This is a genomic window from Saccharothrix syringae, assembly GCF_009498035.1.
Lineage (GTDB): Bacteria > Actinomycetota > Actinomycetes > Mycobacteriales > Pseudonocardiaceae > Actinosynnema > Actinosynnema syringae.
Genome location: NZ_CP034550.1, coordinates 9942736 through 9966936, shown reverse-complemented (window position 1 = coordinate 9966936; position 24201 = coordinate 9942736). Strand labels below are relative to the sequence as shown.

General features: G+C 73.4%; 20 protein-coding genes and 1 riboswitch. Of the genes, 5 read left to right on the top strand and 15 right to left on the bottom strand.

Features of this window, described 5'->3' with window-relative positions; all coding sequences use genetic code 11:
* Positions 1-87: 87 nt before the first annotated feature.
* From EKG83_RS42035 to ald, 6 genes are all read right to left on the bottom strand, one after another.
* Positions 88-3861 carry an ABC transporter ATP-binding protein gene (locus EKG83_RS42035; RefSeq protein ID WP_051767063.1) on the bottom strand — a complete coding sequence of 1258 codons (3774 nt, stop codon included), beginning with the start codon at positions 3859-3861 and terminating at the stop codon, positions 88-90.
* Positions 3862-3957: 96 nt separating this feature from the next.
* Complete coding sequence (locus EKG83_RS42030; protein WP_033435855.1) at positions 3958-4830, bottom strand: ABC-2 transporter permease; 873 nt, start codon at positions 4828-4830, stop codon at positions 3958-3960.
* Positions 4830-6029, bottom strand: coding sequence for an ABC transporter ATP-binding protein (locus EKG83_RS42025; RefSeq protein ID WP_033435854.1), 1200 nt, complete (start codon positions 6027-6029; stop codon positions 4830-4832). Before EKG83_RS42025 ends, EKG83_RS42030 begins: the two co-directional genes overlap by 1 nt.
* 49 nt (positions 6030-6078) lie before the next feature.
* Positions 6079-6453: a hypothetical protein gene (locus EKG83_RS42020; protein WP_033435853.1), complete on the bottom strand. Its 375-nt coding sequence runs from the start codon at positions 6451-6453 to the stop codon at positions 6079-6081.
* Positions 6454-6459: 6 nt separating this feature from the next.
* Positions 6460-6642 (bottom strand): hypothetical protein, encoded by a 183-nt coding sequence (locus EKG83_RS42015; protein ID WP_033435852.1) that lies wholly within the window; start codon positions 6640-6642, stop codon positions 6460-6462.
* Between the two features lie 341 nt (positions 6643-6983).
* Positions 6984-8084, bottom strand: a complete 1101-nt coding sequence (gene ald, locus EKG83_RS42010; RefSeq protein WP_033435857.1) for an alanine dehydrogenase — start codon at positions 8082-8084, stop codon at positions 6984-6986.
* 194 nt (positions 8085-8278) lie between these two features.
* Positions 8279-8370: riboswitch (glycine riboswitch) on the top strand.
* Between the two features lie 146 nt (positions 8371-8516).
* Between ald and gcvH the strand changes: the two genes are divergently transcribed.
* A complete protein-coding gene (gcvH, locus tag EKG83_RS42005; protein WP_033435851.1) occupies positions 8517-8897 on the top strand; it encodes a glycine cleavage system protein GcvH in 381 nt (126 codons plus the stop codon).
* A gap of 1 nt (position 8898) precedes the next feature.
* Positions 8899-10263: an L-serine ammonia-lyase gene (locus tag EKG83_RS42000; protein WP_033435850.1), complete on the top strand. Its 1365-nt coding sequence runs from the start codon at positions 8899-8901 to the stop codon at positions 10261-10263.
* A 45-nt stretch (positions 10264-10308) separates the two neighbouring features.
* Here EKG83_RS42000 and EKG83_RS41995 read toward each other — a convergent pair whose 3' ends face one another.
* The 6 genes from EKG83_RS41995 to EKG83_RS41970 all read right to left on the bottom strand — a co-directional run bounded on the left by EKG83_RS41995 (position 10309) and on the right by EKG83_RS41970 (position 15472).
* Positions 10309-10734 carry an NUDIX hydrolase gene (locus EKG83_RS41995; protein WP_033435849.1) on the bottom strand — a complete coding sequence of 142 codons (426 nt, stop codon included), beginning with the start codon at positions 10732-10734 and terminating at the stop codon, positions 10309-10311.
* A gap of 106 nt (positions 10735-10840) precedes the next feature.
* Complete coding sequence (locus EKG83_RS41990) at positions 10841-11329, bottom strand: glutathione peroxidase (RefSeq protein ID WP_033435848.1); 489 nt, start codon at positions 11327-11329, stop codon at positions 10841-10843.
* A 9-nt stretch (positions 11330-11338) separates the two neighbouring features.
* Positions 11339-12025, bottom strand: a complete 687-nt coding sequence (locus tag EKG83_RS41985; RefSeq protein WP_153278769.1) for a hypothetical protein — start codon at positions 12023-12025, stop codon at positions 11339-11341.
* Positions 12026-12056: 31 nt separating this feature from the next.
* Entirely contained in the window at positions 12057-13964 is a 1908-nt protein-coding gene (locus tag EKG83_RS41980; protein WP_033435846.1) for an ABC1 kinase family protein, read from the bottom strand.
* A gap of 303 nt (positions 13965-14267) precedes the next feature.
* Positions 14268-14621, bottom strand: a complete 354-nt coding sequence (locus EKG83_RS41975; RefSeq protein ID WP_033435845.1) for an SSI family serine proteinase inhibitor — start codon at positions 14619-14621, stop codon at positions 14268-14270.
* 41 nt (positions 14622-14662) lie between these two features.
* The gene (locus EKG83_RS41970) at positions 14663-15472 is read right to left on the bottom strand and encodes an SGNH/GDSL hydrolase family protein (RefSeq protein WP_228122404.1); all 810 of its coding nucleotides are present in this window, start codon (positions 15470-15472) and stop codon (positions 14663-14665) included.
* Positions 15473-15873: 401 nt separating this feature from the next.
* Here EKG83_RS41970 and EKG83_RS41965 point away from each other — a divergent pair, with 401 nt between their 5' ends.
* Positions 15874-17184, top strand: a complete 1311-nt coding sequence (locus EKG83_RS41965; RefSeq protein WP_033435843.1) for an MFS transporter — start codon at positions 15874-15876, stop codon at positions 17182-17184.
* On the opposite strand, the gene rdmE is transcribed toward EKG83_RS41965, so the two are convergent.
* Positions 17138-18685, bottom strand: a complete 1548-nt coding sequence (gene rdmE / locus EKG83_RS41960; protein WP_033435842.1) for an aklavinone 12-hydroxylase RdmE — start codon at positions 18683-18685, stop codon at positions 17138-17140. The genes EKG83_RS41965 and rdmE overlap by 47 nt on opposite strands.
* A 25-nt stretch (positions 18686-18710) precedes the next feature.
* Positions 18711-19730, bottom strand: a complete 1020-nt coding sequence (locus EKG83_RS41955) for a Gfo/Idh/MocA family protein (RefSeq protein WP_033435841.1) — start codon at positions 19728-19730, stop codon at positions 18711-18713.
* 219 nt (positions 19731-19949) lie between these two features.
* On the opposite strand from EKG83_RS41955, the gene EKG83_RS48805 reads away from it, so the two are divergent.
* Both EKG83_RS48805 and metX read left to right on the top strand, forming a co-directional pair.
* A complete protein-coding gene (locus EKG83_RS48805) occupies positions 19950-21239 on the top strand; it encodes a bifunctional o-acetylhomoserine/o-acetylserine sulfhydrylase (RefSeq protein ID WP_033435840.1) in 1290 nt (429 codons plus the stop codon).
* Positions 21236-22309, top strand: coding sequence for a homoserine O-acetyltransferase MetX (gene metX / locus EKG83_RS48800; RefSeq protein ID WP_033435839.1), 1074 nt, complete (start codon positions 21236-21238; stop codon positions 22307-22309). Before EKG83_RS48805 ends, metX begins: the two co-directional genes overlap by 4 nt.
* Here the strand turns inward: metX and EKG83_RS41940 are convergent.
* Positions 22306-23868 carry a cellulose binding domain-containing protein gene (locus EKG83_RS41940; protein ID WP_051767062.1) on the bottom strand — a complete coding sequence of 521 codons (1563 nt, stop codon included), beginning with the start codon at positions 23866-23868 and terminating at the stop codon, positions 22306-22308. The two genes, metX and EKG83_RS41940, sit on opposite strands and share 4 nt — an antisense overlap.
* Between the last annotated feature and the right edge of the window lie 333 nt (positions 23869-24201).

Here is a 24201-nt window from a genome sequence, read left to right as displayed (position 1 = left end):
TGTCCTCCGGTCCGGCACCGCGTGTCCTTCACTCGGGCGCGGCATGGCATGTGTTGGGTGGGTGGGTGCCGGCCGTGAGTGGGTGGGTCAGCCCGCCTGTGCGCTGGTCAGGTCGTCGTCGGTGACGGTGTCCCCTGGTACCGCGTCGCCCACGCTGTGCGCCCACAGTCGGGCGTAGCGGCCGCCTGCCGCCAGCAGTTCGGTGTGCGTGCCGACTTCCGCGACCCGGCCACCGTCCAGTACGACGATTCGGTCGGCTCGTGCGGCTGTGGCCAGGCGGTGTGCGACTACGAACGTGGTCCGGGCGCCGGCCAGGTGGTCGGAGGCCGCCAGGACCGCTGACTCGGTGGCCGGGTCCAGGGCGGCTGTTGCCTCGTCCAGCAGGAGCAGGGCTGGTTGGACCAGTTCCGCCCTGGCCAGGGCGACCAGTTGTCGTTGGCCGGCGGACAGGGCTTGGCCTCGTTCTCCCACCTGTTGGTGGAACGCGTTGGGCAGGGAGGCGACTACGGGGAGGGCGCCTACCGCGCGGACCGCCGACTCGACTTCGGCTCGGGTGGCGTCCGGTTTGCCGTAGGCCACGTTCTCGGCCACGTCACCGCCGAACAGGTGGGCTTCCTGCGGGACTACGCCCAGGCGTTGCCGCAGGGCTGACAGGTCGTAGTCGCGCACGTCCACGCCGTCCACGAGGACTTGGCCGCTGGTTGCGTCGTAGAACCTGGCCACGAGTTTGACCAGCGTCGACTTGCCCGCGCCGGTGGCGCCCACCAGGGCCACGGTCTCGCCCGGGGCCACGTGCAGGGACACGTCCTCCAGGGCCGGGTGGTCGGTGCCCTGGTAGGCGAAGGTGACGTTGCGCAGTTCGACCTCGCCCCTCAGGGCGGTCACCGGCACGGGGTTGGTCGCCGGGGGGACCGTCGTCGGGGTGCGCAGCAGGTCGCCGATGCGGCTCAGGCCCACCCTGGCCTGCTGGTAGCCGTCGAAGACGCCGGAGAGTTGGTAGAGGGGGGCGAAGAAGAGGCCCAGGTAGAGGACGAAGGCCAGCAGGACGCCGGGGGACAGGGTGCCGTCCGCCACCCGGTAGGCGCCGACCACCAGGATCGCTGCCTGGGCCACGCCCGACAGGAGCGCCAGGAACGGGAAGTACGTGGCGATGTAGCGCTGGGCCCGGATGCGGGAGCGCCGGTAGGCGTCGCTGCGCTCGGCGAACGCCTCGGCCGACCGCGCCTCCCTGGTGTAAGCCTGTGAGACGCGCAGGCCGGAGACGTTCTCCTGGAGGTCGGCGTTGACCGCGCTGACGCGTTCGCGCGCCTCCGCGTAGGCGGCCGACGACAGGCGTTGGAAGATCACCGTCGCGATCAGGAGGACCGGGAGCACGGACAGGGCCACCAGGGCCAGGCCCGGGTCGGTCACGACCAGGGCCACGGCGATGCCCACCACGGTCAGCACGCTGATCGCGAAGGTGGTCAGGCCCGTCTGGAGGAAGCTGGACAGCGCGTTGACGTCCGTGGTCATCCGGGTCATGATCCGGCCGGCCATCTCGCGCTCGTAGTAGTCCAGGCCGAGTCGTTGCAGGTGGGCGTAGCTGCGCACGCGCAGCAGGTACAGCAGGCGCTCGCCCACCCGGGACGTCACCACCGCACCCGCCGCCGCCGATGCCCAGCCCATCGCCACCAGGGCGAAGCCGATCGCGCCCACCGCCCAGAGCCAGCCGGGGGCGTTGCCGACGACGCCCCGGTCCACGCCGACCCGGACCAGGCCGGGCAGCGCCACCGCCAGGGCCGTGTCGACCAGCAGCAGGCCGCCGACGCCCAGCATCGCCCAGCGGACCGGGCGCAGGAGCGTGCGCAGGCGGAAGCCGGGGTCGGGTGCGGTCGGGTCCTCGCCGCGCAGGTCGGGTTCCTCGGTGGCGGGCGGCAGGGCGTGCACGCGGGCCATCAGCTCGGGGGTCGGCGGGGTGCCGCCCAGCAGGGCCGACGTGCCGCCGCCGCCCCTGGCCCGCGGTGCGGCGGCGACCGAGCGGTTCGCCGCGCGCACGGCCAGCTCGTCGCCCTCGGGGGCCGGCCACAGCTCGGGGGTGACGCCGTCCGGGCCGGGCTCCAGGCGGGCGTCGGCCCGCGGGTCCACCTGCTCGATGGCCTCGCCGGGGCCCGCCAGCAGGTCCCGGTACAGCCGGCAGCGCTCGTGCAGCTCCTCGTGCGTGCCGACGTCGACCACGCGGCCCGCGTCGAGCACCGCGATCCGGTCGGCCAGGGTCAGCGACGAGCGGCGGTGGGCGATCAGGATCGTGGTGCGGCCGGCGGTGACCGAGGCCAGGGTGCGGTGGATGGCGGCCTCGGTGGCGGTGTCCACGGCCGAGGTCGCGTCGTCCAGGACCAGCACGCGCGGGTCGGAGAGGAGGGCGCGGGCGAGTGCCACGCGTTGCCGCTGGCCGCCGGAGAGGGTCAGGCCGCGCTCGCCGACCACCGTGTCGTAGCCCCGGGGCAGCGCCTCGATGAACTCGTGCGCCTCGGCGGCCCGGGCCGCCGCCCTGACCTGCTCGTCGGAGGCGTCCGGCAGGCCGTAGGCGATGTTGGCGCGCACCGTGTCGGAGAACAGGAACGCCTCCTCGAACACCACGCCCACGGTGCGGCGCAGCGAGGACAGGCGCAGCTCGCGCACGTCGACGTCGCCGACGCGCACCGAGCCCGAGTGCACGTCGTAGAACCGCGGCAGCAGCAGGGAGATCGTCGACTTGCCCGACCCGGCGGTGCCCACGACCGCCAGCGTCTCGCCCGGCTCGACCCGCAGCGACACCCCGGCCAGCACCGGTTCGCTGCGCGTGTAGCCGAACGAGGTGTCCCGCAGCTCGACCGACACCGGGCCGGCGGGCACGTCCCGCTCGCCGTCGACCACGTCCGGCTGCGAGTCGACCAGCTCGTAGACCCGCTCCACGCCCGCCCGCGCGAGCTGGGCGGTCACCATCAGGCTCGACAGCAGCCGGGCCGGGCCGACCAGGTTCGCCACGTAGGTCGCGAACGCCACGAACGTGCCCAGCGACACCTGGCCGCGCAGCGCCAGCCAGCCGCCCAGCGCCAGCACCGCCACCTGGCCCAGGTAGGGCAGCGCGTTCAGGGTGGCGGCGGGCTTCGCGGTCAGCCGGGCCGCCCGCATCCGCTCGGCGAACAGCACCTTCGCCCGCTGCTCCAGCCGGGCGACCTCGCGCGCCTCCTGGCCGAAGCCCTTCACCACGCGCACGCCGGTGACGGTCTCCTCGACGTGCTGCGCCACGTCCGCCGCCCGCTGCTGGGCCGACCACGTGGCCGGGAACAGCGTCAGCCTGCTGCGCGCCGCGACCACGCCCACGGCGGGCACGATCACCAGGGCGATCAGGGTGAGCAGCGGCGACAGCCAGAACATCGCCACCAGCGCGGCGAGGGCGAACACGACCGTGCCGAACGCCAGCGGGGTCATCGACAGCAGGCTGTTGACCAGCTGGAGGTCGGTGATCGAGCGGGACACCACCTGGCCGGTGCGCAGCGCGTCCTGCTTCGGCCCGTCCAGCCGCTGCACCGCGCCGAAGACCGCCTGGCGCAGGTCGTGCTGCACGTCCACGGCCAGCCGGCCGCCCAGGTAGCGGCGCATGAACGCGGAGCCGAAGGTCAGCACCTCCAGGCCGACCAGGACGACCGCGAGCCACGCCAGCCGGTCGGTGCGCCCGGCCACGGCGTCGTCCACGGCGGCCTTGACCAGCAGCGGGCCGACCGCCTGGAGGCCGACCCCGACGACGGCGGCGAGGACCGAGAGCACCACGAGGGAGCGGTGCCGCCAGCACGCCTTGGCGAGTCTGCGGATCCAGCCGTCGGGAGTAGTCACGGCCTCCACATTAGGTCTGGACGCCGACACTTTCCGATCGTCCGGATGTGGCGAGGGCCGCCCCGAATTCGGGACGGCCCTCGTGACACTTCCAAGATCACTGGATCAGGTGATGTCCTTGCGCTGCGTGGCGGCCCAGCCGCCGACGAAGAACAGCGCGGTCCACACCAGGAAGATCAGCCCGCTCAGCCACCAGTCGAACGCGCCGAGGGCCCCCGCCAGCGCCCGCAGGCCGTCCACCAGGCCCTCCGGCACCACGCCCGCGTTGGACAGGAACAGCGACGCGGCCACCGAGCCGGTCAGGCCGTTCACCGCGCCGTTGGGCAGGAAGCCGATGACCTCCGGCAGGCCCTGCGAGGCCAGCACCAGCTGGATGCCGTTCTCGATGATCAGCATGTAGAGCAGCAGCACCACGGTGGTGCCGATCACGCTGGTCATCAGCGCGCCGACGCCCACGCCGAACATGGTCATCAGGATCGACGACAGGACGCCGACGCCGGCCAGCGCGAGCCAGCCCCCGGCGCTCGGCAGCGCGCCCGCGTCCGAGGTCAGCGCGATGCCGATGCTCACCGCGGCCACGATCGCCAGGCCGTAGATCGCGCCCCAGATCACGTAGACCAGCATCTTCGCGCTCAGCGCCGACACCCGGCTCGGCGCGGTCAGGAAGGTGGTGGTGATCGTCTTGCGGTTGATCTCGTTGGCGATCGCCAGGCCGCCGAAGATCATCGGGAACACGGTGGCCACGTTGATGCTGCGCGCGATCCCGAACACGGCGACCTGCCAGTTCGCCGGGTCGACGCCCAGCACCTCGGTCATCTGCCGGACCTCGTCGCTGTCGATCGCGTCCATGACGCTGTTGCCCAGCGCGCCCCAGCCGAGCGCCCAGCCCAGGGCGAGCAGCACGGTCGGGATCATCAGGCCCCACCACAGGCCCGTGGTGGTCGTCTTGCGGAACTCCGCCTTGATCAGGTTGCCCATCACGCGCCGCCCCCCAGGCCGCCCTGTCCCTGCTGTGGTCCGTACGGGTTGTCCGGCGGTGGTGGCTGCTGGTACCCGGGCGGCGGCTGCACCGGCTGGTGGTAGCCCGTGCCCGGGGGCGGTACGGGCTGGTGGTAGCCGGTGCCCGGGGTCTGCGGGCCCGGCGGTGCCGCGTACGGGTTCGGTGGCTGCTGGTAGCCGGGCTGCTGGTACCCCGGCGGCACGGGCGGCTGCTGGTAGCCCGGCGGCGGGGCGTAGTAGCCGGTGCCCGGCTGCCCGAACTGCCCCGGCGCCGCGTACTGACCGCTGGTGAGCTGGAAGAACAGCCGCTCCAGGTCGGCCTTCTCCTCCTCGATCCCGTAGATCGACACGCCCGCCTTCAGCGCGGTGTCCGCGACCTGCCTGGCCTCCACGCCGGTGACCGCGATCCGGCCGTCGGGCAGCTGCTCGATGCCCGCGACGCCCTCCTCGCGCAACGCGTTGACCAGCGCGCCGGCGTCCGACGGCTGCACCAGCACCCGCGCCTGCTGCTGCGCGCGCAGGTTGTCCAGCGGCCCGTGGTACATGGTCTGGCCGCGGCTGATGATCACCACCTGGTCGACGGTCTGCTCGACCTCGGCCAGCAGGTGGCTGGAGATCAGCACGGTCCGCCCGCTGCGCGCGAACGACTGGAGGAACGCCCGCAGCCACGCGATGCCCTCGGGGTCCAGGCCGTTGGCCGGCTCGTCGAGCACCAGGACCTGCGGGTCGCCCAGCAGCGCGGTGGCCAGCGCCAACCGCTGCTTCATGCCCAGCGAGAACCCGCCCGCCTTGCGGTCACCCGCCGCGCCCAGGCCCACCAGTTGGAGCACCTGCTCGGCCCGCCCGTCCGGCACGCCGATCGCGGCGGCGTAGACGCGCAGGTGGTTGCGCGCGGTGCGCTTGGGGTGGAAGCCCTGCGCCTCCAGCACCGCGCCGACCACCCGGCCCGGGTTGCCCAGCCGCTCGAACGGGGCGCCGTTGATCAGCGCCGTGCCCGCGGTCGGGGTCACCAGGCCGAGCAGCATCCGCAGGGTGGTGGTCTTGCCTGCCCCGTTGGGGCCGAGGAAGCCGGTCACCGAACCGGGTTCCACCGTGAAGCTCAGGTTCTGCACCGCCGCGACCGGACCGAACTGCTTGGTCAAGCCCTGCACCACGATGCGGCCACTGCCGTCGTGCACGCGTCCCTCCCGGATTGCTCCTACCGGGTGTCATCCTGCACCAGGCGGATCACTCGGGGAGGGCGTGTCGCGGTTTCGAGACCACCGCGGGCAGTTCCGCGGTCGCGTCCGGGTCCGCCGGGCGGCGGTGCGACCGGCGCGCGCGGCGGCGTTCGCGGTGGGGTGGCGCCTCGCCGATCAGGTGCTGGTGCGCCATCGTCCAGACCTGGCACGGCCACTTCTTGTGCCGCAGCACGCCGGGGCACGCCCGGCAGCGGCCGTCCGGGTCGGGCTGGTGCACGGTCAGCAGCAGCCGCCAGCCGTCGGCCAGGCGGTGCAGCTCCGCGCGGGCCAGCGGCACCAGGGCCTCGGCCTCACCCCGCTCGGCGACCTCGTCGAGCAGGGCCAACCGGCGCAGCACGGCGGCCCGCAGCGCCTCGTCCACGCCCGATCACACCCTGTCGGCGGCTTGGTCGAGCAGGTGGTGCAGGCGGCGGGTCTGCGTGACGGACATCACGGCCGACTCGCCCGGCGGCGCGACCAGGAGGACCCGGTCGTCCTCGACGAGCACGGTCATGGACCGGTCCCGACCGAACGGGTCGTGGCAGTCGATCCAGCCCTGGGGTTCAGCCATCGGTGCTCCGATCGCGAGGCGGCGCGGCGAGGTGCCGCGGAAGGGGCGACCCCGCTGAGTAGTGACCGGGGTCCCTGCCCTGTGCATCGGCCGCCCGGGCGTCGTGACTTACCCGTTACCGGTGGAATTCACTCTTTCGCTTCAGCCGAGCACACGCAAAGTAGTCCCGGGAGCGGAAAAAGTGGGCCGGCCCGGTACGCCCGCTGGGCACGAACCCGGAACTCCGGCTAAGCTTGGTCTCGCGGCCCGCTCCCAGTGACCCCCAGGCTGGTTGAGCGGGCCGCCTCTCACGACGAGGGCCCCGCTCACAGCACGTGAGCGGGGCCCTCTCCATTCCCTGGTCAGATCGCGGTGTGCGCCATGTCGTGGGCCTGCGCCACGGGCAGGTTGGTCAGCGCGCCCTCGTGGGTGTTCAGCCCCAGGGCCAGCGCCGGGTCGGCGTCCAGCGCCGCCCGCCAGCCCCGGTCGGCCAGCGCCACCGCGTAGGGCAGGGTCACGTTGGTCAGCGCGTAGGTCGAGGTGCGCGGCACCGCGCCCGGCATGTTGGCCACGCAGTAGAAGACCGAGTCGTGCACCCGGTAGGTCGGGTCGGCGTGCGTGGTCGGCCGCGAGTCGGCGAAGCAGCCGCCCTGGTCGATGGCGATGTCGACCAGCACCGAGCCGGGCTTCATCTGCGCCACCAGCTCGTTGGACACCAGCTTCGGCGCCTTCGCGCCGGGCACCAGCACCGCGCCGATGACCAGGTCCGCCTCGCGCACGGCCTGCTCGACCGCGTAGCGGGTGGAGGTGACCGTGCGCAGCCGGCCCTGGAACAGGGCGTCGACGTGCCGCAGCCGGTCGACGTTGGTGTCCAGGATCTCCACGTCGGAGCCCATGCCCGCGGCGATGGTGGCCGCGTTCAGGCCCGCCACGCCGCCGCCGATCACGACCACGCGCGCCGGGTGCACGCCGGGCACGCCGCCGGGCAGCACGCCCCGGCCGCCGGACGGCCTCATCAGCGCGAACGCGCCCACCTGCGGTGCCAGCCTGCCCGCGACCTCGGACATCGGGGCCAGCAGCGGCAGCGCGCCGTTCGCGGTCTGCACGGTCTCGTAGGCGATGGCCGTGGTGCCCGAGGCCAGCAGCGCCTCGGTCAGCGGCCGGTCGGCGGCCAGGTGCAGGTAGGTGAACAGGACCTGGCCCTTGCGCAGCCGCGAGTACTCCTCGGCGATGGGCTCCTTGACCTTGAGCACCAGCTCGCCCTCGGTCCACACGTCGTCGGCGCTCGCCAGCACCTTCGCGCCGGCGGCCAGGTACTCCTCGTCGGGGATGGCGGAACCGAGCCCCGCGCCCGCCTCCACGTAGACGTCGTGGCCGCGCGCGGTCAGCTCGTGGGCGCCCGCCGGGGTCAGCGCGACGCGGTACTCGTGGTTCTTGATCTCGCGGGGAACTGCGATCCGCACGGTGGGCTCCTTCAGCCGTCGTTGCACCAAAGGTCGGGTACCCCGTTCGCGGTGTCATCGTGCCCGTGGCACCAAGCGGCGGGGTGCGCGTTGTGCCGGGAGGACAAGTCGTCCGTCGCGTTGACACCGCCCCGGTCGGCACCTAGCGTGCGAGGGCCAACTGAACATCGGCCGCGGCGTCGCGTGGAGGCGCCGGAACCCGCGCGGGAGAGACCTCGGCACGACCGGGGCGCCGAAGGAGCAAGCACCCCGCACACTCTCAGGCAGCGAGAACCGCTCGGGCGAGGCGACTCTGGAAAGCACGCGTTGTTCCGGCGTGCACCCACGGTGCAAGTCGTGGTCCCCGAAGGTTCGGCCGGCGGGGACGCGGCGAAGCTCTCAGGTACCAGGACAGAGTGGGGTTACGAGGACCAGACCCCAGGGAGCGCTGTCGTGACCAATCCGGAGAAGCTGCTGTACACGCCCGAGCACGAGTGGGTCGACTGGGCGCCGGGCACCCAGGACCCGGTGGCGGTGGGCATCACGGCGTACGCGGCGGGGTCGCTGGGCGACATCGTGTTCGTGGACCTGCCGGTGGTGGGCACCCGGGTGACCTCCGGCGAGGTGTGCGGGGAGCTGGAGTCGACCAAGTCGGTCAGCGAGCTGTACGCGCCGGTCACCGGCGAGGTCGTCGAGGTCAACCCGGCCGTGGTCGCCGACCCGTCGCTGATCAACAACGACCCGTACGGGCGGGGCTGGCTGTTCAAGGTGGCCGTCGAGGAGGCCACCGGGTTGCTGACCGCGGCGAAGTACGCGGAACTGATCGAGGGCTGACGTGGCCATCAGCGTGTTCGACCTGTTCTCCGTGGGGATCGGGCCGTCGAGCTCGCACACGGTCGGCCCGATGCGCGCGGCCGCGATGTTCGTGACCCGGCTGGAGCCGGTGCTCGCGTCGGTCGACCGGGTGCGGGTGGAGCTGTTCGGCTCGCTCGGCGCCACCGGCCACGGCCACGGCAGCCCGAAGGCGGTGCTGCTCGGCCTGGAGGGGCACCGGCCGGAGGAGGTCGACCCGTCGACGGCCGAGGCGAGGGTGGCCGAGGTCCGGGCGTCGGGCCGGCTGCGGCTGGGCGGGGTGCGCGAGATCGCCTTCGCGGAGGACGGCGACCTGGTCATGCACCGCCGCAAGTCGCTGCCCCTGCACCCCAACGGCATGAGCTTCACCGCGTACGCGGGGGCCGAGGTGGTGGACTCGGCGGTGTACTACTCGGTCGGCGGCGGGTTCGTGGTCGACGAGACGGCCACCGGCGCGGACCGGATCAAGGAGGACCGGACGCCGGTCGCGCACCCGTTCCGGACCGGTGACGAGCTGCTGGCGCGGACCCGCGAGACGGGGCTGCCGATCAGCGGGGTGATGCTGGCCAACGAGCGGTCGTGGCGGGACGAGGCCGAGGTGCGGTCGGGCCTGCTGCACATCTGGCAGGTCATGCAGGACTGCGTGGAGCGGGGGTGCACGGAGACCGGCGTGCTGCCGGGTGGCCTGAAGGTCCGGCGGCGGGCCGCGGAGATGCGGGGCAGGCTGGCGGCCGAGCACTACGCCACCGACCCGCTGCGGGTGATGGACTGGGTGACGCTGTTCGCCCTGGCCGTCAACGAGGAGAACGCCGCGGGCGGCCGCGTGGTGACCGCCCCGACCAACGGCGCGGCCGGCATCGTGCCCGCGGTGCTGCACTACTACGCGCGGTTCGTGCCGGGTGCCTCGGACGAGGGCGTCGTGCGGTTCCTGCTGACGGCGGGCGCGATCGGCGTGCTGTTCAAGGAGAACGCGTCGATCTCCGGTGCCGAGGTCGGCTGCCAGGGCGAGGTGGGTTCGGCCTGTTCGATGGCGGCCGGCGGGTTGGCCGAGGTGCTCGGTGGGACGCCGGAGCAGGTGGAGAACGCGGCCGAGATCGCCATGGAGCACAACCTCGGGCTGACCTGCGACCCCATTGGGGGGTTGGTGCAGATTCCCTGCATCGAGCGGAACGCGCTGGCGTCGATCAAGGCGATCACGGCGGCTCGGATGGCTTTGCGGGGGGACGGGTCGCACTTCGTGTCCTTGGACAAGGTCATCAAGACCATGCGGGAGACCGGGCGGGACATGAAGGACAAGTACAAGGAGACGGCGCGCGGTGGGTTGGCGGTGAACGTGATCGAGTGTTGAGCCCGAGGGGTTGAGGACCGCTGCCGGGGCTGGACCCGGCAGCGGTCACGGCAGGAGGTCGGTGCCGTCGTGGGCGCGGGTGCGCGGGTGTGGTTCGAAAGCGTCGGTGACGCGCACCGCGTAGGCGGGGGACATGGCTCGGCGCACTTCGTCCAGCGTCATCCAGCGGACCTCGGTCGCCTCGGCTGTGGCCTGAGTAGGAATGGTCAGCGGGACGCAGCGGTAGACCAGTGCCACGACGCCGCGCCGCATGTTCTTGTAGACGCCGGTCAGGTGAGTGACCTCGACTGAGGTGCCGGTCTCTTCGAGGACTTCGCGACGGACGCCTTCCTCGGGGGTCTCGTCCAACTCCAGCACTCCGCCGGGCGGCTCCCAGTGTCCGTTGTCGCGGCGGCGGATGACCAGGACTCGTCCCGACTCGTCGACCACGATCCCGGCGACGCTGACCGAGTGGCGCGGTGTGCCGACCATCGCTCCGCTTCCGTTGTTCAGTCCGGCTCGGTGTGGTGCTCTTCCCACGCGCGGGGACGGCCCCTCGGCTCCAGGAGAGCCGAGGGGCCGTCGGTGTCCTCGGGAATCAGCCCGGCAGCACCGCTTCGACCGCCCGCACCACCTCGTCGGCCTCCGGGTCGGTGGCCGGGCGGAAGCGGGCGACCACGGCACCCGCCGGGGACAGCAGGAACTTCTCGAAGTTCCACTGCACGTCCCCCGCCTCACCCGCGGCGTCGGGGACGGCGGTCAGCTGCTCGTACAGCGGGTGCCGCCCGTCGCCGTTGACCTCGATCTTCTCGTACAGCGGGAAGGTCACCCCGTAAGTGGTCGAGCAGAACGTCGCGATCTCCTCCGCGGTCCCCGGCTCCTGGCCCGCGAACTGGTTGCACGGGAACCCGACGACCGAGAAGCCCTGCTCCGCGTACCGCTCGTGCAGTCGCTCCAAGCCCTTGTACTGCGGCGTCAGGCCGCACTTCGACGCGACGTTCACCACCAGCAGCGCCTTGCCGGCCAGGGCGCCCAGGGTGGTCGGCTCGCCGGACAGCGTGCGCACCGGGATGTCGTGGATGTCCATGCCCCGAGGCTACGTAACCGCGACCCGCTCCTGCCGTACGGCAGGCCGCAGGCCGACCAGGCCGCCGATCACCAGCACCGCGCCCGGCAGCAGGACCGGGCTGGCCAACGCCCACGCCGAACCCGTGCCGACCGGGGTGAACGTCGCCGACAGGCACACCGCCACCGCGAACGCGCCCACGGTCGTGCGCAGGGCGTTGTCCCGCACCCCGGTCGAGTAGGCGAACAGGCCCGCGCCCAGCACGACGAACTGGCCGACCACGGGGTGCGCCCACACCAGCACCGCGATGCCGGCACCCGTCGCCAGGTGCGTCCCCACCAGTGTCCCGCGCCGCCACGCCACGACCGCCAGCGCCAGCAGCGCGACCCCCGCGCTGGTGGCCCACTGGGGTGCCGGGCGGTCGAAGGCGGCGACCACCGGCACGGCGCCCAGGCCGAGCGCGATCACCACCGGGCGGGTGTCGTGCACGCGGGCCCGCCACTGGCACCACTCCGCCAGGAACGCCCCGGCCGCCAGCACTCCGAACCAGTACGCGCCCACCGCTTCCGGGTTCCTCAGGTGCTCGCTCGTCCCCAGCACCGCCAGCACGTTCGGTTCGAGCTCTGCCGCGCCCGGCTGGTACAGCGGCACGGCCGACAACGACGCCACGCCGTAGAACAGCAGCGGCACGGCCCAGGTCCACCTCGGTACCCCCATGCGGCCAGGTTGGCAGCGGTCCCCGAGCCGGTCAACCGCGCGGGCGGAACACCGCCACCACCACCCGCAGCCCGAGCAGGACGCTGATCACCAGCAGGTTGTAGCCGAGCACGTGGAACAGCGGCAGGTCCGCGCCCACCCGCGGGCCGCCGTCCGCGCCCAGCAGCAGCACCGCCATCACGCCGGCCGTGGCGCCGAGGACGGTGAGCATGGCCTGGTGCAGCAGGGACACCACGAACAGGCGGTCCCGCTCGTCGGCGAACAGCCGCAGGTTGACGCCCAGCCGCCCCTGCTCCAGGGCGCCGGTGATCCGCTCCAGCCGCCTCGGCAGCCGGCGCAGCACGGGCAGCGCGGCGTGCAGCTCCTCGGTCACCGCCCGCCGCAGCGAGTCGGGGGTCAGGTGGTCGCTGAACCGCTTCTCGGCGAACGCCCGGGACTCGACCACGACGTCGAAGCCGGGCGAGAGCGCGGCCAGCGTGCCCTCGGCGGTGCCCAGCGCCCGGAACACCGCGGCGATCTCCGGCGGGATGCCCAGGCCGTACCGGTGGACGAGCCCGAACAGGTCGCCGAACATCTCCGCGCCCGGTCGGGCGCCCGCGCCCAGGTGCCGCGCCGTGAACCGGCCCAGGGCGCGTTCCAGCCGCTGCTCGTCGATCCCGTCGGGCCGCGAGACCAGCTCCAGCAGCGCGTCGCGCATGCCCGCCGGGTCGCCGCGGTCGACGGCGAGCAGCAGCTTGCCCAGCGCCGCCCGCAGCTGGGCGTCGATCCGGCCGACCGAACCGAAGTCGAGCAGGCCCAGCCTGCCGTCGCGCAGCAGCAGGACGTTGCCGGGGTGGGGGTCGGCGTGGAAGACGCCGTCGACCAGCACCTGGCGCAGCAGCGCGTCGAGCAGCGACCGCGCCAGGGCCTCGCGGTCCGCGGGGGCGGCCGTCCGGATCGGCACACCGTCGAGCCGTTCCATCACCAGCACGCGTGAAGTGCACAGGTCCTCGTGCGCGGCGGGCAGCACCACGTCGGTGCCGGCCGACGCCGCGCGCACCGCCGCGAGGTTGCGCGCCTCCACCCGGAAGTCCAGCTCCTCGCGCAGCGCGGCGGCGAACCCGGCGGCCAGGTCGCGCACGCCGATCGCCCGGCCCCACCGCGTCCGCACGTGCAGCGCCTCGGCGAGCCTGGCCACGATGTCCAGGTCGCCCTCGGCCACCCGCCGCACGTCCGGCCGCTGCACCTTCACCACGACCTCGGCGCCGGAGCGCAGCCGGGCCCGGTGCACCTGCGCCACGGACGCGGCGGCGATCGGCTCCTCGTCGAACTCGGCGAACACCTCCTCCGGCGCCCGCCCCAGCTCGGCCACCAGCACCTCCCGCACCCGCGGCCACGGCGCGGCGGGCACCTCGTCCTGCAACCGGGCCAGCTCCTCGACCACCTCGGGCGGCAGCAGGTCGGGCCGCGTGGACAGCACCTGGCCGAGCTTGACGAAGGTGACCCCGGCCTCCTCCAGCGCCAGCCGCAGCGAGCGGGCCAGCCGGGTGTCGGTGCGCTCCCGCCCGCGCAGGTACGGCCCGAGGCCGTGGCGGAAGGCGATCGCGGTGATCCGCGAGTACCGGCGGGTGCGCACCACCCGCCGGCGCACCGCGCGCCACCACTCGGTGGGCGGCGGCACCGTGCCGGTGGGCGCCACGACCTCGGCCGCGGCGAGCAGCGCGACCATGGTCAGCACCCAGATCCCGAACTGGACGCTGGCCAGCGCGGGCGCGGTGTCGGGGCCGGGGACCCCGCTCAGCACCGCCTCGCTGGAGGTCAGGCCCAGCAGGCACGCCAGCGCGGTGCGCAGCAGGCCGACGCGCAGCCCCAGCAGGCGCCGCGCCCCCAGCGCCATGCCGGTGACCAGCAACAGGAACGTCACCGGAACGCCGACCGCGTAGAGCAGGAAGTCACCCATCGTCATCCCCCAAACGCATCGCGCGGAGGATAGATCGGGACGGTTGAGACGCAGCGCTCGTGCGGAAGAGGTCCGATCACTCGGGTGGAGCAGGCGGGCCACCGCTGCGTGACGGAAATCGGCGAACCCCACCGCCCCGGCGGGTTTCACCGATGTGAACTTCGTTGACGGTGGTGCTACCTACTCCCTAACGTCACTGCCAAGAGGTCCGACGACCTCGGCAAACCCGCGGAGGGGGCCACGACTTCGGCGGCGGTGTCGCGGCCCCCTCCCGGGCTCTTCGCCCGGGCGGTCCCGCGGTGCTCAGAAGTCGAAGACCGGTCCGGTCTGCGCGCGCATGACGCAGGCGTTGGGGAACTCGGCCTCGAACGTGCGCCGCTCGCCGCGCCACCGGCCGCTGGCCTTGACCCGGACCGGTGCGTACTCCAGCGTGCAGACGGCCTCGCCGGGCGGCAGGTCGCCCACCTGGCCGTCCGCCCCGGACAGCGCCAGGCACGTCTCGTCCGCCCTGGGGTGCAGGCCCCCGGCGGGCTCGCAGGTGAGGTTGACGATCTGGAGCGCCCCGGCCCGCGTCGTGCTCAGCACGAAGCTCGACTCGGGGACGACGAAACCGGGTACCAGCGCGGCGATGGCCGCGAGGAGGGGGAGTGGTGCCATGTGCCCACCATGGGCCCACCGCACCACTCCCTCCAGTCATCTCACCGGAAAGTGTGGTCCTGCCCCAGGCTCGCGGTGATCAGGTCCGCGACCGCGCGCATGCCGGCGGCGTTCGGGTGCACGGGGGCGGCGGGCGCGGTCGGCACCAGGCCCTCGACCCACTTCACGCCCGGGAGTTGGCACACGTCCCGGCCGAGCCCCGACGGGTAGGGGTCGACGAACGCCGCGCCCGCCTCGGCGGCCCGCGCGCCCAGCTCCGCGTTGAGCCGGCGCTCGGTGGCGTCCAGGTACGGCACGTCGCCCACCGAGATCGGCACCAGCGGCCAGCAGCCGTGCGCGGGCGGCAGGATGCGCAGGTAGCCGACCACGACGACGTGCGCTCCCGGGGCGCGCTGCCGGATGCCCTGGAGCACGGCGGCCAGCTTCGGGCCCAGGGCCTCGACGCGCGCGGCCAGCTCGTCGGTGCCGTTGGCGGTGTAGCGGCGGGTGCAGGGGTTGCCCAGGGGGTCGAGCAGGCTGTCCTGGGCGCAGTTCGTGATGATCTCGCCGAAGCCGACGTCGTTGCCGCCGATGGTCACGGTGACCAGGTCGGTGCCCGGGCGCAGCGCGTCGAGCTGGGGCGGGTTGGGGCCGAGCAGGACGTCCTGCGGCTCGGTCAGGTGCCGGGTGGTGGCGCCGCCGCAGGTGACGTCGGTGAGCCGGGCGCCGAGGTCCGCGGCGACCAGGGCGGCGTAGTTGCGGGTGGAGCGGAAGCAGCCCAGCGGGTCGGTGCGCTGGAAGGGGATGAGGGGGCCGGAGGCGAAGGAGTCGCCCAGGGCGACGTAGTCCCGGGGCTCGGGGGAGGCGGTCACCGAAGCCGGCGATGCCGTGGTCAGGACGAGGGCTGCGGCCAAGGCGAGCGCTGCGCGTCTGGTGAGCGCCGCGCGTCTGGTGAGCGCCGCGCGTCTGGTGAGCGCTGCGCGTCGGGCGAGCGCTGCTCGTCGGGTGAGCGCCGTAAGCCAGGCGAGCGCCGTGAGCCGGGTGAGCGCTGCGCGTCGGGTGAACGCCGCGCGTCTGGTGAGCGCCGTGAGCCGGGTGAGCGCTGCGTGTCGGGTGAGCGCCGTGAGCCGGGTCGGTGCTGCCGGTCGAGCGGGCGGGCGTAAGGGCATCGTCAACCTCACTACTGGCGAGTAGGCAGAGACGCGTCGGATGTTGTCTGTGAGCTGGCTCACTGTCAAGGTCGTGATCGCGCCCGCCGGGCCAGGGTGGGTGGATGGCTTCCGGGGTGCGCAGGGTGGCGCTGGCCGCTTCGGCCGGGAACGCGGTGGAGCTCTACGACTTCCTCCTCTACGGCACCGCGTCCGCGCTGGTGTTCGACGAGCTGTTCTTCCCGTCCTTCGACCCGAGGATCGGCACGCTGCTGGCGTTCGCCACCTTCGGCGCGGGCTTCCTGGCCCGCCCGCTCGGCGCCGCGGTGATCGGCCACTTCGGCGACCGCGTCGGCCGGCGCTCGATGCTCGTGCTGACGCTGACCGCCACCGGCCTGTGCACGGCGCTGATCGGCCTGCTGCCGGGCTACTCGTCGATCGGGCTGGCCGCCCCGCTGCTGCTGGTGCTCCTGCGGCTCGCGCAGGGCTTCTTCCTCGGCGGCGAGCAGGGCGGCGCGACCCTGATGGCGGTCGAGCACGCCCCGCCGGGGCGGACCGCCTGGTACGGCAGCTGGACGTTCCTCGGCTCGCCGATCGGCCTGCTGCTGGCCAACGGCGCGATGGCGGCGTCGACCGCGGTGTCCGGCGACGCGTTCCCGGACTGGGGCTGGCGGGTGCCGTTCCTGCTCAGCCTCGTGCTGGTGGGCGTCGGCCTGTACCTGCGGCTGTCGGTGGAGGAGAGCCCGGTGTTCCGCGAGGCGCGGGACCGGGCGGGCGCGGTGCGGCTGCCGGTCGTCGCGGTGCTGCGCGACTCGTGGCGGCGGGTGCTGCTGGGCGCCGGGGTGAACCTGGGGTTCAACATGTTCATCTTCGTCGTGGTCACCTTCGCGGTGTCCTACGGCACCCGGCAGCTCGGCATGCCGCGCTCGACGCTGCTCAACGCGGGCCTGCTGGGCTCCTGCGCGCAGGCCGCGGCGATCCTGGTGTTCGCGCGGCTGGCCGACCGGGTCGGGCGGCTGCCGGTGATGCTGGGCGGCGCGGTGTTCCTCGGCGCGTTCGCCTTCCCGTTCTTCCGGCTGCTGGAGACCCGGTCGACGGGCCTGGTCGTGCTGGCGGTGGTGGCGGCGATGGCCGGTGGGGCGGCGATCTTCGGGCCGATGCCCGCCTACTACGCCGAGCTGTTCGGCACGCGCGTGCGCTACAGCGGGGTGGCGCTGAGCTACCAGCTGGGCGCCGTGCTCGGCGGCGGGCTGTCCCCGGTCGTGGCGACGTGGCTGCTGGGGGCCACGCCGACGCACGACTCGTGGCCGATCTCGCTGTACCTGGTGGGTGGCGCGCTGGTCAGCGCCCTGTGCCTGCTGGCGATCGGGGAGACCGCGCGCCGGGGCGTCAGCGAGCCGGAGCCCGGTCCAGGACCCGGTCCAGCACCGCGCTGACCGTCGCGGCCGGGTCGGCGGGCAGCTCGGTGGTCCGCCAGGCGATCACGCCGTCCGGGCGCACCAGCGCCGCGCCGCGCGGGCCGGTGCCGTACCGCCGGGCCAGCTCGCCGGTCGGGTCGGCCAGCTCGGGCACGTCGACGGGCGCGGCGCGCCAGGCCGGGTCGAGCGCGAGCAGCACCCAGTCGCCGAACAGGTCCAGGGTGGACCCGGTCTTGCCGCCGTGCTCGACCTGGACGTGCGGGGCGCGGAACCCGGCCCGGCCGCTGGGCCGGTTCGGGTCCTCCATGGGGGCCGGGTCGTCGTCCTCGATGACGACCGCGGTGGAGCGGCAGCGGTAGCCCAGGGTCAGCTCGTGCTGGTCGACCGGCGCGGGCACGTCCGGGCCGGCCAGGTGCGGTGCGAAGCGCTGCACGTAGTTGGCGAACGAGCCGTCGACCACCAGCCGCGCGTACGGGCGCCGCTCGGCCTCGTAGCTGTCCAGCAGGCCGTCGCCGGCCTCGCCGCGCAGCACGGCGGCGAGCTTCCAGGCGAGGTCGTAGCCGTCGCCGACGGCGGTGTTGCCGCCCAGGCCGCCGGTCGGCGGGGTCACCTTGGCCGCGTCGCCGACCAGGAAGACCCGGCCGACGCGGAAGCGCCGGCTCAGCCAGGCGGCCATCTCCCACTCGGTGGTCTCCAGGATCTCCGGCTCCAGGTCCGGCACGTCCGTGGCGACGCGCAGCAGCTCCGCGCACCGCTGCGGCGGGTAGTCCGCGGCCGACTCGCGGGCGGGGTCCAGCTCCACGGTGAACACGTTGCGCCGCGCCGTGTTGGTGGCCACGAACGCGCCGGTGAAGGCCGGGTTCTGGAAGTAGTACAGGGTGATCGCGCCGGGGACGATGTGGTCGCTCAGGTCCGCCTCGAACACGATGCCGAGGTGGCGGGAGAGCGTGCCGCGGCCGTCGCGCTCGACGCCCAGCGCCTCGCGCACGCGGCTGCGGTGCCCGTCGGCGCCGACCAGGTAGTCCGCCCGCACCTCGTAGGTCCGCCCGGACTCCCGGTCCAGCAGCCGGGCGGTCACCCCGTCGTCGTCCTGCCGGAAGGAGACCAGCTCGGTCCGGAACCGCACGTCCGCGCCCAGTTCCCGGGCCCGGCGCACGAGGATCGGCTCGACCTGGTCCTGGCTCGCCATGCCGTGCCGCTCGGGGCTCAGCGGGGTGTCCAGCTCGTCGCCCTGCGACACGACGGTGTGGAACACCCGGCCGCGCAGGCTCTCCGCGACCTTGATGATCAGCCCGGCGTCGTGCCCCGCACCGCCGGCGCGCACCTCGTCGGCGACCCCGCCCTGCCGCAGCAGCTCCATGGTCCGCTGGACCTGCCCGGTTGCCTTGGGGTGCGGCGAGGTGCCGCGGTGCTTGGACACCGCGAGCACCCGAACCCCCTGCCGCGCCAGGAACAGGGCCGCGGACGCGCCGCCCAGCCCGGTGCCGACGACCAACACCCGCACACGCTCATTCGTCATACAAGAATCTTAGTGACTAAGAGACTTAGTGGGCAAGCGAGATGACCGCCCCCGTCCGCGCCGACTCGAACGCGGCCTCCAGCACCTCCAGCCCGGCCACCGCGTCGGCCACCGGCACCGGGGCGGCGCCCGCCGCGACGGCCGCGTAGAACTCCTGGTAGGCGCCGGGTTCGGTGCGCACGGGCGTCGAGCCCAGCAGGCCCCACCGCTCCTCCGCGTCCTCGCCCCAGCCGGGACCGCCGGGCACCGCGCCCGCCTTCAGCGCCTCCTCCTGCGGGTCCATCCCGGACTTCACGAACGCCGACCGGTCGCCCAGCACCCGGAACCGCGGCCCGGGCGAGGCCGCCAGCGCCGACGCCCACAGGTGCGACACCACCCCGCCGGCGTGGGTCAGCGCCAGGAACGCGTCGTCGTCGGCCTTCGCGCCCGGCCGCAGCACCCGCACCTCCGCGTACACCGAGGTGGGCCGGCCGAACAGGGCGATGGCCTGGTCCACCAGGTGCGTGCCCAGGTCGAACACGATGCTGCCCAGGTCCGCCGGGTCGCCGGACTCCTTCCACGAGTCCCTGACCTCCGGCCGCCACCGCTCGAACCGCGACTCGAACCGGTGCACCCGGCCCAGCTCGCCGTCGCCGACCAGCCGCGACACCGTGCGGAAGTCGCCGTCCCACCGCCGGTTGTGGAACGGCGCGAGCAGCAGCCCCCGGGACGCGGCCAGGTCGGCCAGCCCGCGCGCCACCGCGGCCGAACCGGCGAACGGCTTGTCCACCACGGCGTTCAGGCCGTGCTCCAGCGCGGCGCGGGCGTGCTCGGCGTGCAGGCGGTTCGGCGTGGTCACCACGGCCAGGTCGAACTCGTCGGCCCGCGCCCACAGCTCCTCCGGTGACGCGATCAGGTCCGCCCCGGGGTAGCGGGCCCCCACCTCGGCCCGCCGCTCCGGGTTGCCGGTGACCACGGCCGCCAGCCGGAGGCCGGGCGTGGTGTCGATGAACGGGGCGTGGAACGCGGCTCCGCCGAGCCCGTAGCCGATCAGTGCGGTGCGCATGGGCCGAACCCTAGGCGTCCCAGGACGTGGACGCCCTGTCGTCGATGCTCACCCAACGCTACTTTCAGCCACATGAGTCTGCTGGTGGCCCGACGGCACGTCGATTACGTGCGGGTCACCAGCATGGCCTGTCGCATCGGCTGATCCACCTCGTTCCAGCACTGCCGTCCCCCCTTCGGCGTGCCCTTCTCCTCCCCCCAGCCAGACAGGAGCCCCAGCATGTCCTGGTCGTTCGACACCAAGCAGGTCCACTCCGGCGCCGCGCCCGACCCCGCCACCGGCGCCCGGGCCACGCCGATCTACCAGACCACCTCGTTCGTCTTCCGCGACACCGCGCACGGCGCGGCGCTGTTCAGCCTCGCGGAGCCGGGCAACATCTACACCCGCATCAACAACCCCACCCAGGACGTGCTCGAACAGCGGGTCGCCGCGCTGGAGGGCGGCGTGGCGGCGGTGGCGTTCGCCTCCGGGCAGGCCGCCGAGACCGCGACCGTGCTCAACCTCGCCCGCGCCGGCGACCACCTCGTCTCCAGCGCCTCCCTCTACGGCGGCACCTACAACCTGTTCCACTACACCCTGCCCAAGCTGGGCATCGAGGTGTCCTTCGTGGACGACCCCGACGACCTCGACGCGTGGCGCGCCGCGGTGCGGCCCAACACCAAGGCGTTCTTCGCCGAGTCGCTGGCCAACCCGCGCAGCAACGTGCTCGACGTCGAGGGCGTGGCCGAGGTCGCGCACGCGGCCGGCGTGCCGCTGGTCGTGGACAACACCGTGCCCACGCCGTACCTGCTGCGCCCGCTGGAGCACGGCGCGGACATCGTGATCCACTCCGCCACCAAGTACCTCGGCGGCCACGGCACCGCGATCGCGGGCGTGGTCGTGGACGGCGGGAAGTTCGAGTTCTCCGACGCCGGGAGGTTCCCGGACTTCAACGAGCCCGACCCCAGCTACCACGGCCTCCAGTACTGGCCCGCGCTCGGCCACGGCGCGTTCGCCGCCAAGCTGCGCGTGCAGGGCCTGCGCGACACCGGCGCCGCCATCGCGCCGCTGAACAGCTTCCTGGTGCTGCAGGGCATCGAGACGCTGTCGCTGCGCCTGGAGCGGCACTCGGCCAACGCGCTGGAGCTGGCCCGCTGGCTGGAGGGGCGCGACGAGGTGGAGAAGGTGCACTACGCGGGCCTGGAGTCCAGCCCGTGGCACCACCTGGCGCGGAAGTACCTCCCGAACGGCCAGGGCGGCATCGTGTCGTTCGAGCTGCACGGCGGCGTCGAGGCGGGCAGGGCCTTCGTCGACGGCCTGGAGCTGTTCAGCCAGCTGGCGAACATCGGCGACGTCCGCAGCCTGGTGATCCACCCGGCGAGCACCACGCACAGCCAGCTCACCGCGGACGAGCAGGTCGTCACGGGCGTCACGCCGGGCCTGATCCGGCTGTCCGTCGGCCTGGAGGGCGTGGAGGACCTGAAGGCCGACCTGGAGGCCGGGTTCCGCGCCGCCAAGTCGGTGCTGTGACCCCCGGGACCACTGTCGGGAAGACCCCTCCCGCCACCGGCGGGTGGCGGGAGGGGGATCCCCACGGGCGGCGGCGCTGGTTCCGCGGTGCCCTGCCCGACCCGGGCGCCTCGCCCGGCCTGCCGCTGTCGGTCGCCTACGAGACGTGGGGCGAGCTGAACGAGGACCGCTCGAACGCGGTGCTCGTGCTGCACGCGCTCACCGGCGACAGCCACGTGGCGGGCGGGGTCGAACCGGGGCACCCCACGCCGGGCTGGTGGGACGGCCTGGTCGGGCCCGGCCGCGCGCTGGACCCGGAGCGGTGGTTCGTGGTCGCGCCGAACGTGCTGGGCGGCTGCCAGGGCACCACCGGGCCGTGGGCGACCGCGCCGGACGGCAGGCCGTGGGGCGCGCGGTTCCCGGACATCACCGTGCGCGACCAGGTGGCGGCCGAGGCGCTGCTGGCCGACCACCTCGGCATCGACGCGTGGGCCGCGGTGCTGGGCGGGTCGATGGGCGGGATGCGGGCGCTGGAGTGGGCGGTGTCGCGGCCGGAGCGGGTGCGGTCGCTGCTGGTGCTCGCCGCGCCCGCGGCGTCGTCGGCGGAGAACATCGCGCTGGCCTCGGCGCAGCTGCACGCCATCGCGCTGGACCCGGTGCGCGGGCTGGGCGTGGCGCGGCGGATCGCGCACCTGAGCTACCGCAGCGAGCCCGAGCTGGACGCGAGGTTCGGGCGGGAGGTGCAGCCGGACGGGCGGTACGCCGTCGAGTCCTACCTGGACCACCACGCCGAGAAGCTGCTCCGCCGGTTCGACCCGGAGAGCTACGTGGTGCTGACCCGGGCCATGAACGGCCACGACGTGGGCCGGGACCGGGGTGGCGTGCGGGCGGCGCTGGGTCGGATCACCGCGCGCACGATCGTGGCGGGCATCGACTCCGACCGGCTCTACCCGCTGCGCGCGCAGGCGGAGGTCGCCGCCGCCGTCCCCGGTGCCGACGACCTCCGCGTGATCCACTCACCGCACGGCCACGACGGCTTCCTCATCGAGGTCGACCAGGTGGCCAAGCTGGTGGAGGAGCTGCTGACCTAGAACCCGGCGGTGATGCGGGTGAACTCCCAGTCCGGCTGCGCGATGCCCGAGCAGGTGGACGACACCTGGCCGTCGCAGCCGCCGCGGTCCCGGTTGACCGCCCAGAAGGAGAACCGACCCAGGCCGCTGGTCCTGGCCCAGTCGCGGATCTGGGTCCACGCCTGGGTCGTGGTCACCTCGCGCTGGTCCGACAGGCCGTTCATGCCGGAGATGCCGGTGTGCGCGAACGCCTGCGCGTCGGTCCAGCCGAAGGTGGCCTTGAGCTTGTTCTTCAGGCCGGTGGTGGCGTTGATGGTGTCGGTGGCGATGGTGGAGCTGCCGAAGTCGAACGGCATGATGGTGAACACGTCGATGTTCGCGCCGATCGCCGCGGCCCGCTCGATCAGCCGGTTGCCGTAGGAGTTCGGGCCGCTGGTCGTGGTGCCGAAGGTGACGATGGTCTGCAGGCCCGGGTTGTTCTGCTTGACGATCTTGAGGGCCTCCAGGATGCGGTCCTGGACGGTCGCGTTCTCGAACTCGTCGGTGTTCTCGATGTCGATGTCGATGGCCTTGAGCCCGTAGGCGTTGATGACCTGCTGGTACGCGCCCGCAAGCGCTTGCGGGGTCGAGCAGTTCGGGCCGAGCTTGTTGCCGCTCCAGCCGCCGAACGACGGCACGACGTCACCGCCGGCCGCGCGGATCTGGTTGATGGCCTGCTGGTCGATGCCGCCGGTCAGCGGCCGGGTGCCGTCCCACGCGGGGTTGCAGCCGCCCGAGGACAGCACGAACGCCATGGTGAACCACTTGACCCCGGTGGCGGCCATGACGGTCTGCGGCGCGGGCGGGTTGCCCCAGCCGAGGAACAGGTACGGCGCGCCGCGGCCGCCGGGCTGCTGCTGGCCGGGCTGCGTGGTCGCGGACACCTGGTTGGACGGGCCCGAGGCGTTGCCCGCGGCGTCCTTGGCCCGCACGGTGAAGGTGTAGGCGGTGCTCGGGGCTAGGCCGGTCACGGTGGCGGTGGTGCCGCTGACCGTGGTGGCGACGCCGGTGCCCTGGTGGACGTCGTAGGCGGTCACGCCCACGTTGTCGGTGGAGGCGTTCCAGGCCAGCGAGACGCTGTTGGCCGTGGTGCCGGTGACGCGCAGGTTGGCGGGGGTGCTGGGGGCGACGGTGTCGCCCGAGCCGCCGCCGGTGCAGGAGGCGCCGTTGATCGTGCAGTTCAGCGGGGCGCCGGAGCCGGTGCCGGTGAAGCCGAAGGCCACCGACGCGCCGACGCCGACGTTGCCGTTGTAGTTGCGGTTCGTGGCGACGTAGTGGTCGCCGGTGCGGGTGATGAGCACGTCCCAGTAGGCGCCGACGGCGGTGCCCGCGGGCAGGTCGAACTCGATCCGCCAGGAGGTGACGGCCTGGGGGCCGCCGTTGGCGACGGTGAACTTCGCCTCGAAGCCGCTGCCCCAGTCCTGGGTCTTGGTGAAGGTGGCGGTGAGGCCGGGGGCCGCGGTCGCGGTCGCGGCGGACAGCGCCAGGGAGCCTAGGGCGAGCGCGCCGGCTGTGAGCAGCGCGCCCAGTCGTCGTGACATGAGGAAACTCCTCCTCGGTGGGGGTGGCAGGGAAACACGCCCACCGGGGAGACTGGTCTAGACCATTTTGGTTTGTCAAGAGGTCTTACTGGGGTGGTTCGCGTGGGTGGGCGGGCAAAAGGGATAAGTGGGGGCAGAACGGGCGGGGTGGGGGGTGCGTGGGGCGCGGTGGGCGGTGGGCGGTGGGTGGTGGGCGGGGGGTGGCTAGGGGCGGCGGGCGGTGATGGATAAGCGGGGGGATGGATAAGCAGGTAGAGGCAGGGTGCGGGCCCGGGCGGCGGGTGGCAGTGCTGGGTAGGCGGGCAGTGCTGGGTAGGCGGGTGGCGCTGGGCA